Here is a 9,821-nt window from a genome sequence, read left to right as displayed (position 1 = left end):
GGACCGGGCAGGAACCAATGTCGCTTTTCCTTCACGATTTCACTGCGTGGTTTTCACATGATTTCCGCAAGGTACCTCCGGAAGTGGCGCGGGTTTCTGCTTTGCGATTTCAATTTCATTATGGACTTCAATAGGTTTTGAAGGGCACGGCGGCATGACAGCGCTCAGCAAAGATCGGCCTTTGGAGCGGGCAGCTTACCGCGCTTCAGACGAGGCTTGGTCGAAGGCGGTTCGGATCGCTCGCGAACTTGACCGGGTTCTCGATGGCGACTTGCCGATGCGGGAGGCTGTCAGCCGGGCAGCGGTGGAACTGCGCCTTTCGACGCGTCAGGTCTACAATCACCTCGCCCGGTATCGGGAGGACCGCCGTGTCTCGTCGCTTCTTCCTCGGACGAATGGCGCGCGGCGTGCGAGGATATCGGCCAGCGTGGAAGCCATCATTTCCGACACTTTGCGAAAGATGTGGCTGCAGCCAGAGCAACCCGATCTCGCGCCCATCGTCGACGAAATCCGTGCGCGCTGTGACAGCGAAGGGTACAAGCCCCCGTCCTATGTCACTGTGGCCAAGCGGATCCCGCGCGTGTTCACCCCAGAGGAGATCGCGCGGCGGCGGCTTTCCGGTGGCAAGCATCTTCACCGCCTGAAGCCGCGTCCGGGATACATCCGTGCCGCCCACGCCCTTGAGGTCGTCCAGATCGATCATACCCCGGCCGACATCCAGTTCGTCGAGGTGATCGACGATCATGGCATCTTCGTTGGCAGACCTTATCTGACCATCGCCGCCGATGTGGCGACGAGTGCCATCATCGGCTTCTGTCTGACCCTCGAGCGTCCGTCCCGGCTCTCGGTCGCCTTGTGCCTTGCCCATGCGATATGCAGCAAGGATAACTGGCTGGCCGAACGCGGGATCGCGCACCCGTGGGTGATGCATGGCCGCCCTAAGCAGATCGTCGTGGACTCCGCCAAGGAATTTCAGAGCAGTACCTTTACGAAAGGATGCGCCGACTTCGGGATCACCGTCCGAACCCGGAACAAGGGCACAGTTCACCGAGGTGGGGTTGTCGAGCGCCTCCTTGGAAAAGTGAACACGGTGCTTCGCTCTCTTCCTGGCAAGACCGGACGGTCGATCGCGGATCGCGGCGACTATTCGTCCGATGAGAGGGCAAGTCTGACCTTCGCGGCCCTCGAGCGTTGCATCGCCCTGGCAATCGTCGATCACAACCAGACCCAGAACGCGCGCAAGCTGACTGTGCCTCGCCTCGAATGGGAGCTGCGACTTCCACCGACGGACCGGCCGATCGATGATCCTGACCAAGTCCTGCTCAACTTTCTCCCCCGCACAACACGCCGCATCTCTCCCCAGGGCGTCAGCCTGTTCGCCACCGACTACTTCGAGCAATGGCTTGGGCCTCTCGTCGCCCGCCGTGACCGGTTGCCACCTCTGGATCTATGCTACGACCCCCGGGACATCAGCCGGATCTACATCGCCGATCCCGACACGCGGATCTGGCGTCCGGTAAAGCGGCGGGATGGGGTGACCATGCCAATCACCCTTTGGCAGCATGAAGCCGACCGAGCGCGCACGCGAGAGAGCCAACAACGACCGGCGCAGGAAAAGACGCTTCTGCGCCGGGAAATCGCGGCGACCGTCGCCGGGGCCAAATCCAAGAAGGCTCACCTGCGGGAAATGACCAGGGCCCGACACGCCGCAGACGCGCCGAAGGCGTATCAAAATGTCGGGCAGGTTTCGGAGGCGACCCATACCGGACCAGAACCTGACCGACCCCGCCGCGTCTTTCCTGTGGAGACCTGGTAGCATGGCCGACCATCTCCTACCATCAACCTCAGCGTTGCTCGATGCGGATGCTGCCACCCGCATTGCTCATATTCGGGCGCCACGCTGGATAGGCCATACCGGTGCCTCTGCGGCACATGATGCGATGCGGCAGCTGTTGGAACGCCCGCCATCACTCCGTCCACGCGGCTTGTTGATTGCTGGTCCCTATCACAACGGCAAGACCATGATCGCCGAACGCTTCGCCGTCGAACATCTGCGCCGTGCCGACCGGCAAAGGGTCTGGGTCATCCAGACCCGGGAGGGGGCAGGCCTGTCGCATTTCTACGCCAGCATTCTGTCCGGACTGCGCGCCCCGCAAGCTGCCGGCTGGCGTAGCCTGTCCCGCGCCAGCGAACAGGTCGATCATCTTCTCGACAGCGTCAAGCCGCGCCTGCTCATCTTCGACGAATTCCACAGTGTTCTGCGCGGACGCCGACAGGATGTGAAGGCAATCTTCTCGTTCCTGCGGCGGATCGCACGCGTGCATGACATCTCGCCCGTGCTTGTCGGCGAAATCGCTGTCTATGATGCATTGCACGACACTGAAGAAATGGGCTCGCGGTTCGATACGGTCGCAGTGTCACGGTGGGGATTCGACGAAGACTTCGCCACGCTTCTCGACAGTCTCGAGGCCAGCATGCCGCTTGCGCATGCCTCAAACCTCTCACGACCTCCCCTGGCCAAAATGATCCATGATCTGTCGGAAGGGCTGATTGGCGAGGTGGTCGACATCGTCACCCGGACGGCGGTGGCAGCTGTTGAGAGCGGTGAGGAAAGGATCACGTCCAGCACCGTCATGGCCCTCGGCTATGTACCGCTGTCACGGCGACGGAACTCGGCCTTGCGCCATTCAATGACATGACCAGCGGTGCGCAGAGGATCACCGTCTCCCCGGCCCGCCGCTATAGAGTGGCCGCGGGGCATCGCTGGCCGGTGGACGTCCGGCCAGCTCCTGGGGAGCTTTTGTCAAGCTGGCTGCATCGGCTTGCACATGCCAATGGTGTGCCGCCGCGCTATTTTGGAGCGGTGCTCGGGGTGGCCGGCGAGACATGGTCGGCGCAACTTGACCGGCATCTGCCGGATTCTGTTCGTCGCTTGCTGCTCGACCATACGGCGATCTGCCCCGACGAGATCGACGGTCTTTGTCTGGCCAACAGTCCACTCTCGACCCTGCGCTTGCGGCTGCGGACCCGGCCGCAAGATGCAGGGACATCGACGGCGCAGTCCTGTTGGTTGCAGTTCTGTCCCTCCTGCCTGGGGGAAGACGAGGTGCCCTATTTCCGGCGGAGCTGGACCTTGGCAACCCGCGTGTCCTGCTTTCGCCATGGCTGCCGCTTGCGCGACCGTTGCCCGTCTTGTGGGCAGAGCCTTGCGCCATTTCGTCAGGCTCGCCTCGTGCCACAACAGTACTGCGCCTTCTGCGACGCCCCTCTCGCAAAACCGACTGGCCCGGCAAGCACGGGCGCCCGGCGCCTCGAGCGGCTGATCGACGATCTGCTGCGCCTTGATTCCGCTGAGCGCGCGCAGGACGACCGGAAGTCTCTTGCCGTGCAGCTTATGAAACACCCAGTGCCCGTCAGAACGGCGACATCAACGGTCCCATTCTTGTCGCATCGGGTTCGCTACAATTTCTTCCAGCGGTTGTCAGAGCGGCAGATCGAGGTAAGAGACCCCACAGAACGCGGCCCGCTGACCTTCTGGCTCGGGCTGGCCCGCGCCTCCGAAAACCACAAGGGGTTGGTCAGGACGCTCAGAGATCGGCTTGGCGAAACTGCCGGGCCGGTGCCGACCTCCTCCTCCAGAGAGCCTGATCTGGCCGCCTTGCTGCGGGCAGCAATCCGGCTTCACCAACGTCGCCGATTTCCTGTTGAGGCTTGGCCAGTCGCCTAACCTTCCGTGGCTTCCGATGGACCTGCTAAGCCTGCATCGTCCAATTGCTCGGGGTCTGGCAGGTCGCGCAAGGACTCCATCCCGAAGGCAGCCAAGAACGCCTCGGTGGTGACGAAGGTATAAGGCGCGCCACGGCGGGGTTCGCGAGGGCCGGTGCCGATCAGGTCCCGCTCGGCAAGTCGGCCGATCAGGTCACGGCTGATCTCTTTTCCGAAGATGTCCTTCAACCCGTCGCGGCTGACCGGTTGGTGATACGCAATCGCCGCCAGCACGGCCAGATCGTATTCCGACAGGTTCAGCGCTTGGCCGCCCACATCCGCCGCGGCGCGGATAGCTGGGGCATAGGCCGCGCGCGTGCGCAGCATCCACGCCTTGCCCACCTGTGCCACCTCATAGGGTCGGCCTTCCAGATCCACTACCAGATCCTCGATCAACAGATCGACTGAGGCACCCTGCCCCACGACCCGCGCCAGATCCTCGCGCGCCACCGGGGTCGTGCTTGCGAACAGCACCGCCTCGATCCGACGCATCCATTCCCGCCAGCGCAGCTCAGGGGGAAGAACGGGCAATTCGCGGTCAAGTTCTGTGTCCTCGCGCCGCCCCATGCTCAAACCCCGTACAGTCGGAACGTGTCCCGCCCTGTCAGTTCGCGCAAGACGCCGAGCGCCACCAGTCGGTCGCAGAGCCGTCGCGCGGCCCGATCCGACATGAAGGCCAATGCGCCCGGCACCAGCGCATCGCGCGACAGGAACAGATCGACCGCCCGGCCCGCCGCCTTGGCGCGCAGCTTCGGGGCCACCGCCCGAAGGCGGGCCGCCGCACGGGCCAGATCGCCGGCCAGCGGCAGCGCCTGCCGAACGGCAGAGACAGCGGCGCGGTGACAGGCCAGCAGCAGATCATCGCCCCGCAAGCGTATATCGCGGGGCTTGAGCGTCAGCGCCAGAAGCGGCAGCACATGCGTTGCCCCCAACGCTTTTGCCAACGCGGCATCGGCCAGGATCAGGGCGGCGGCCTCGGCTCGCGGACTATCGGTCAGCACCGCCTCGACGACCTGCGCCGCGCAGTCCACTGGGGTCGGCCCGGTGGCATCAAGGCAAAGCGCGATCCGCTCTGCCGTTACTCCGTCCAGCGTATTGACCAGATGCGCGACCGAAACCGGCCGCGCCGCCGCGCGTGACCACTGTCGTGCGATCCGCCCCGCCGGGCCGGGGTCGTCGCCCGGTCCCGTCAGGTGCAGGGCATCGCGCAAGGCGCCCTGCCCTTCCCTTCGCCCCGCCATCGCAGCGCAGTTCTCGGCCGCCGTCAGTGCCAGACGATCGCGCCACAGCGCCAGAGGCACATCCCGCGACGCCATTGCCTGACCCAGATGCGCTAGCGCGGCCCCGGACCGGAAAGCCGCCGCCTCCGGCGTCTCGGACGGCGCAGAGACGATCCAGCCCGGCAGCGGGGGCAGCATCGGCAAGGTTTCCAAAGGCTCAGCGCGCGATTTTCCCATGTCGGCAGCCTATATTGTGACGGCGCTTTCTGCCAGATAAATGCACTTATAGCGCCGCAGCTTTGTCGGCTCCACAATGTCCAATAAGTTTGCATTATCGGACGCAAAGAGGATATGCTCAAGGCCATGACCGAAACGCCCGAGAAATCACCTTTAGGACCCCCGGAACGTCCCGATCGCAATGAGGGGGACGACAGCGCTAATACGGAGCGCGACATGATCGCCCTTCCCTCTCAGGTCGCGGGCTCCGGTACGCTGGACAGGCTGGTTGAGACCGCGCGGGACTATGCCCGACAAGCCGCGTCGGAGAATACGCTCAAGGCCTATGCCAAGGATTGGGCCCACTTCGCCCGCTGGTGCCGGATGCGGGGGACAGACCCCCTGCCCCCGTCGCCCCATTTGATCGGTCTCTACATCGCCGATCTAGCAGCGCCGGACGGCAAGGCCCCAGCCCTGTCCGTCGCGTCGATCGAGCGCCGCCTCTCGGGCCTCGCCTGGGCCTACGTACAGCGGGGCGCGCGGTTGGAGCGCAAGGATCGCCATATTGCGACGGTGCTGGCCGGCATCCGGCGCAAGCATGCCCGGCCCCCCGTGCAGAAGGAAGCAATCCTGCCCGAAGATCTGCGCGACATGCTGGCCACCCTCCCCCGCGATCTGCGCGGCCTGCGTGACCGGGCGATCCTGCTCATCGGCTTTGCGGGCGGGCTGCGCCGGTCGGAAATCGTCAGCCTTGATCACGGCAAGGATGATACGCCCGACAGTGGCGGCTGGGTCGAGGTGCTGGAAGGTGACGTTCTGGTCACCCTGCGCGGCAAGACCGGCTGGCGCAAGGTGGAGATCGGCCGCGGGTCGAGCGACCAAACCTGCCCGGTTCATGCTCTTAGCCAATGGCTGCTCTACTCGAAGATCGATTTCGGCCCGCTCTTCGTCGCAGTCAGCCGCAACGGGCTGAAGGCCACCGCAGAACGGCTCTCCAACAAGCATGTCGCGCGCCTCATCAAGCAGACCGTCGAGAATGCAGGTTTACGGCCGGAGCTTTCCAAAGCTGACCGGCTGCGCCTCTTCTCCGGCCATTCCCTTCGCGCTGGCCTCGCCAGCAGCGCCGAGGTCGATGAGCGCTATGTTCAGAAGCAGCTTGGCCATGCTAGCGCCGAGATGACCCGGCGCTACCAGCGGCGAAGGGACAGGTTCCGGGTGAACCTGACGAAGGCAGCGGGGCTGTGACCGGTCAGCCTTCCTGAAGGAAGGCCAACAGATTCTGATGGGCATGCAGGATGCGGATGATTTCAACCCCTTGCCCTTCCAGGCAATAGATCACCAGATGCGAGCCGCTTGGATGAATGCGTACCGGAGGAGAGAACTCCGCCCGTTCCCTGGCCATCTCGGGAAACTCTGCCAGAAGGTCTAAGAGCGCGAACAATGCGTCGGTATAATTCTCCGCCTGTTCCACGCCCCAAGTTGAGGCCCCTTGCAACCAGATCGCAGAAAGATCGGCTTCAGCAGCGGGCCGGAGTGCCCAGCCCTTACCACCCGGCATGCTCAGCGCGCATCCGGGCCTTGAAAGCCTCCCGATCCAATGGGGCGGCAGGGCCACTGGCGAGGCCTGAGTCGACGGCCGCCTGAATTTCTGCGATCGCCTCGCTCCGCATCCGGTCGCGACGGATCAGGTCGCGGACATAGTCGCTGGAATTGGCATAACGTCCGGATTTCGTCTGTTCCTCGACCCAGTTCTTCATCGGGTCAGGCAGCGAGATGTTCATGGTGCCCATGTTGGTCTCCTTTGCCGCAAAGATATGGCAAAGATTGCCAAGATGCAATCGGAGCGCCCTCCCCTTCTCTCTCAAACCGTCGTTTATTGGTGATATCGGAAACTGCAAACGGCCTGTTTTGATGCCCCAGATCGGCTACGCGCGCGTTGTCTAATCGCGGCTGATCCGTCAAGCGCCCGCTTCTTCCTTCCCGGCTTTTTCAACCAGATCACGGCCTGCTGTCTTCAGAGACCCGTCTGCGTGCAGGTAGTGGTAGAGTGTTGACGGCCTGATCCCACCAAGTTCCTTGCAGATGTCTGGAATGGACCGCGTGCTGTCGGCCATCAGATGCCGGGCATAGCTCAGTTTTTCCGGCGTCATAACGCGTGGCCGCCCTCCCCTTCGGCCGCGGGCACGGGCTGCGGCCAGCCCTTCGTTCACCCTCTGGCGAATGATGTTGCGCTCCATTTCGGCAAAAGCGGCTTGAATCTGCAGGAAAGCCCGCCCTGTAGGCGTTGTCGTGTCCATTGGGGCATTTAGGGCGCGGAAGGAGATGCCGCGCCCTTCCAACTGGTCGATCATAGTGATCAGCTCGCCCGCCAGTCGCCCCAGCCGGTCCAGGTCGAGAACAACGAGGACATCGCCCCTGCGCAGGAAGTCGAGGCAAGCCGATAGGCCGGGACGCTCGGCTTTGGCCCCGGATGCACGATCCTCAAAGATCCGCTCACAGCCAGCGGCGTTGAGAGCATCAAGCTGACGGTCCATGACCTGCGCGCCCTCGATCGTGGAAATCCGCGCATAGCCGATCAAGCCCATGGTCGATGACCTTTCGTGACACCCCTAGTTTACGAAAAACTTATCCGCAGGACCTGTTTTCGACAAATGATTAATGTGGGGTTTTCGTAAGGCTGCGAGCGTGCGAAACCCACCCGCTGACCAACAGTCGCGCAAATCACGACAAACAAGTGTTTTTCGCAGTCCTTTCGAGACGCAGGGAAGAGCGCTTTCTGGATGGTGCCGTAGGATGCATGGCCGGGGTCAGGGTTGTCTACGCGGTCAGACTTGCCTCCGCCGCATCATGATGTTCGAGACGGACCCCGCTATGTCTCGAAGCGCAATTCGTCCGAAAACGATTGCCGCGCGCATATCGCGGTGATCCTCATGTCTCACGTCCCGGTGGACGCACCCGCAGCTGTCAGGCAGCGGATCCCTTGGCGGCCCTACCTTTCGGGGACCTGCCTTTGATATGTGTTCATCCGGTTGCGCATCCTTCCGCTTCGAAGGGCCGCCCGCTCCGCCACATCGCGTGCAGCACCACAGCCAGCTTTCGGGCCACTGCGACGTTTGCTCGCTTGAACCCGATGCGGTCGCGCAGCTTGAGCCCCCAGCGACGAAGAGCGCTATCCTTGCTTGATCGAGTCAGGATGTGGGCAGCGGCCTCATAGAGATAGGCTCTGAGCAGCTTGTCCCCCTGACGAGATATCCTACCCTGCTGATTGATCGTTCCGGACTGGTAACGTCGTGGTGTGAGCCCAATCCATGCCGCAGCGGTCCGTCCCGATCGAAACGTCTCCGGATCGCCAATCGCTCCGACGAACCCCACGGCGGTCAGATAGCCAACACCCGGAACCGTCATCATCAACTGGCATCGCGGGTCAGACCGCACAATTGCGCGGATGGCTCGTTCGTGGCGGGCCACTTGCGTTCGTCCGGCACGCCACGCCTCCAGCAATGGAACGATGATGATGGCGAGATCTGCGCGGGCGGTCAGGCAAGCAACAACTCGGCGTTCAAAGGTCTTCGCACCTCCATTGCCCGTTCCCGCTGGCAGCGAAATCCCGAAGGTGCGCAATGCCCCGCGTATCGCATTGGCCAGATCAAGCACGCAGCGTAACATGGTTGACCGCGCCCGCAACAAAGTGCGCTTTTGCATGTCCTCCCAGCCTTTGACCCGTACCTCCCGGAAAAGCCCGGTCCGAAGCAGATGTGCCAGCCCCTGGGCGTCGTTGGCATCGGTCTTGTTGATGGTGACCGAAAGGGCGGCATGCGCCTGACGCGCGTCCATGCAGACCATTGGAAATCCCCGCTCGGTCAGCTCATGCCAAAGCCAGGTCGTCCAACTGCCGGTTTCGAGGCCAACGAGGGCAAGGTCATCAGAAAACGGTGACAGTGCTTCGGCCAAAGCATCTGGGTCGGTGAGGGTTTTGCCTCGCCACAAGCAAACGCCCTTCTCATCAACAATATGAATTGACGTGCTTTTCTTCGACACGTCCAAAGCAGCAAAGGCAGCCATGTCATCCTCCTGTGAAAAACTGCAGGACCGCAGGATGCACCAGTCCATTGAAGTTGTGCGCCCGCGATTACGTCATGTCTCGACCGAAGATCAGACCCCCCTGCCCCAGTCGCAAGCCCTGAAATCCGCGGGCTGCGCAGAGATCCATGAAGAGCAAGCCTCGGGCGGAAATCGTGCCCGGCCGGTGCTGGCGCGGGTGCTGGAGCGGATCGGCAAGGACGACACGCTGGTGGTGGTGCGCATCGACCGTCTGGCGCGGTCGCTCTCCCACCTCCTCGAGGTGATCGAACGGCTAGAGGCAAAAGGTGCCTTCTTCCGCTCGCTCATGGACCCGATCGACACGTCGTCTCCGCAGGGTAAGTTCACTTTGCAGGTCTTGGGCGCCGCGGCCGAGTTCGAGCGCGCCCTGATCCGGGATCGCACCAAGGCGGGACTGGCCAGCGCAAGAACCAAAGGCAGGGTAGGCGGCAATCCGGGTTTGCGCGCCCGTGATCCGGCGGCGTTGCGAAAGGTGCGGCTAGCGCGACAGAACGGCTACCTCGAGCGCCTGAACGAGAC

The 9,821-nt window shown here is 63.0% G+C and carries 11 protein-coding genes; 5 read left to right on the top strand and 6 right to left on the bottom strand.

The annotated features are described in order from the left end of the window. Positions 1-154 precede the first annotated feature (154 nt). Genes Q7J44_RS00055 through Q7J44_RS00045 form a run of 3 tightly spaced genes read left to right on the top strand, consistent with a single transcriptional unit; the run spans position 155 to position 3,727 of the window. A complete protein-coding gene (locus Q7J44_RS00055; RefSeq protein ID WP_045685782.1) occupies positions 155-1,816 on the top strand; it encodes a Mu transposase C-terminal domain-containing protein in 1,662 nt (553 codons plus the stop codon). Between the two features lies 1 nt (position 1,817). Beyond that, a complete protein-coding gene (locus tag Q7J44_RS00050) occupies positions 1,818-2,699 on the top strand; it encodes a TniB family NTP-binding protein (RefSeq protein WP_045685783.1) in 882 nt (293 codons plus the stop codon). After that, positions 2,696-3,727 (top strand): TniQ family protein, encoded by a 1,032-nt coding sequence (locus tag Q7J44_RS00045; RefSeq protein WP_296430497.1) that lies wholly within the window; start codon positions 2,696-2,698, stop codon positions 3,725-3,727. Before Q7J44_RS00050 ends, Q7J44_RS00045 begins: the two co-directional genes overlap by 4 nt. Here the strand turns inward: Q7J44_RS00045 and Q7J44_RS00040 are convergent. Next, positions 3,724-4,332 carry an SMC-Scp complex subunit ScpB gene (locus tag Q7J44_RS00040; protein ID WP_045685784.1) on the bottom strand — a complete coding sequence of 203 codons (609 nt, stop codon included), beginning with the start codon at positions 4,330-4,332 and terminating at the stop codon, positions 3,724-3,726. The two genes, Q7J44_RS00045 and Q7J44_RS00040, sit on opposite strands and share 4 nt — an antisense overlap. Positions 4,333-4,334: 2 nt before the next feature. Further along, entirely contained in the window at positions 4,335-5,222 is an 888-nt protein-coding gene (locus Q7J44_RS00035; protein ID WP_304875856.1) for a DUF1403 family protein, read from the bottom strand. A gap of 126 nt (positions 5,223-5,348) precedes the next feature. Here Q7J44_RS00035 and Q7J44_RS00030 point away from each other — a divergent pair, with 126 nt between their 5' ends. After that, positions 5,349-6,446 carry a tyrosine-type recombinase/integrase gene (locus Q7J44_RS00030; protein ID WP_370692927.1) on the top strand — a complete coding sequence of 366 codons (1,098 nt, stop codon included), beginning with the start codon at positions 5,349-5,351 and terminating at the stop codon, positions 6,444-6,446. A gap of 4 nt (positions 6,447-6,450) precedes the next feature. Here the strand turns inward: Q7J44_RS00030 and Q7J44_RS00025 are convergent, their stop codons facing one another. The 4 genes from Q7J44_RS00025 to Q7J44_RS00010 all read right to left on the bottom strand — a co-directional run bounded on the left by Q7J44_RS00025 (position 6,451) and on the right by Q7J44_RS00010 (position 9,263). After that, positions 6,451-6,759: a type II toxin-antitoxin system RelE/ParE family toxin gene (locus Q7J44_RS00025; protein WP_304875854.1), complete on the bottom strand. Its 309-nt coding sequence runs from the start codon at positions 6,757-6,759 to the stop codon at positions 6,451-6,453. Further along, a complete protein-coding gene (locus Q7J44_RS00020) occupies positions 6,746-6,991 on the bottom strand; it encodes a type II toxin-antitoxin system ParD family antitoxin (RefSeq protein ID WP_304875853.1) in 246 nt (81 codons plus the stop codon). Before Q7J44_RS00020 ends, Q7J44_RS00025 begins: the two co-directional genes overlap by 14 nt. Positions 6,992-7,159: 168 nt before the next feature. Beyond that, positions 7,160-7,786 carry a recombinase family protein gene (locus tag Q7J44_RS00015; protein WP_304875852.1) on the bottom strand — a complete coding sequence of 209 codons (627 nt, stop codon included), beginning with the start codon at positions 7,784-7,786 and terminating at the stop codon, positions 7,160-7,162. Between the two features lie 436 nt (positions 7,787-8,222). After that, the gene (locus Q7J44_RS00010; protein WP_304875851.1) at positions 8,223-9,263 is read right to left on the bottom strand and encodes an IS110 family transposase; all 1,041 of its coding nucleotides are present in this window, start codon (positions 9,261-9,263) and stop codon (positions 8,223-8,225) included. A 34-nt stretch (positions 9,264-9,297) separates the two neighbouring features. Between Q7J44_RS00010 and Q7J44_RS00005 the strand changes: the two genes are divergently transcribed. Then, a partial coding sequence (locus tag Q7J44_RS00005) for a recombinase family protein (protein ID WP_304875850.1) occupies positions 9,298-9,821 on the top strand: 524 nt, incomplete at its 3' end.

The sequence above is a fragment of the Pseudotabrizicola sp. genome (assembly GCF_030656345.1).
In the GTDB taxonomy this organism is placed as follows: domain Bacteria; phylum Pseudomonadota; class Alphaproteobacteria; order Rhodobacterales; family Rhodobacteraceae; genus Pseudotabrizicola.
Note: the sequence above shows the minus strand (reverse complement) of the source record. Positions and strands in the feature narration are given on the sequence as shown.

Coding starts and splice junctions, on each gene's coding strand:
- Q7J44_RS00045 (WP_296430497.1), top strand. CDS start 2,696: ATGACCAGCGGTGCGCAGAGGATCACCGTCTCCCCGGCCCGCCGCTAT.
- Q7J44_RS00025 (WP_304875854.1), bottom strand. CDS start 6,759: ATGCCGGGTGGTAAGGGCTGGGCACTCCGGCCCGCTGCTGAAGCCGAT.
- Q7J44_RS00055 (WP_045685782.1), top strand. CDS start 155: ATGACAGCGCTCAGCAAAGATCGGCCTTTGGAGCGGGCAGCTTACCGC.
- Q7J44_RS00030 (WP_370692927.1), top strand. CDS start 5,349: ATGACCGAAACGCCCGAGAAATCACCTTTAGGACCCCCGGAACGTCCC.
- Q7J44_RS00040 (WP_045685784.1), bottom strand. CDS start 4,332: ATGGGGCGGCGCGAGGACACAGAACTTGACCGCGAATTGCCCGTTCTT.
- Q7J44_RS00035 (WP_304875856.1), bottom strand. CDS start 5,222: ATGGGAAAATCGCGCGCTGAGCCTTTGGAAACCTTGCCGATGCTGCCC.
- Q7J44_RS00020 (WP_304875853.1), bottom strand. CDS start 6,991: ATGGGCACCATGAACATCTCGCTGCCTGACCCGATGAAGAACTGGGTC.
- Q7J44_RS00010 (WP_304875851.1), bottom strand. CDS start 9,263: ATGGCTGCCTTTGCTGCTTTGGACGTGTCGAAGAAAAGCACGTCAATT.
- Q7J44_RS00015 (WP_304875852.1), bottom strand. CDS start 7,786: ATGGGCTTGATCGGCTATGCGCGGATTTCCACGATCGAGGGCGCGCAG.
- Q7J44_RS00050 (WP_045685783.1), top strand. CDS start 1,818: ATGGCCGACCATCTCCTACCATCAACCTCAGCGTTGCTCGATGCGGAT.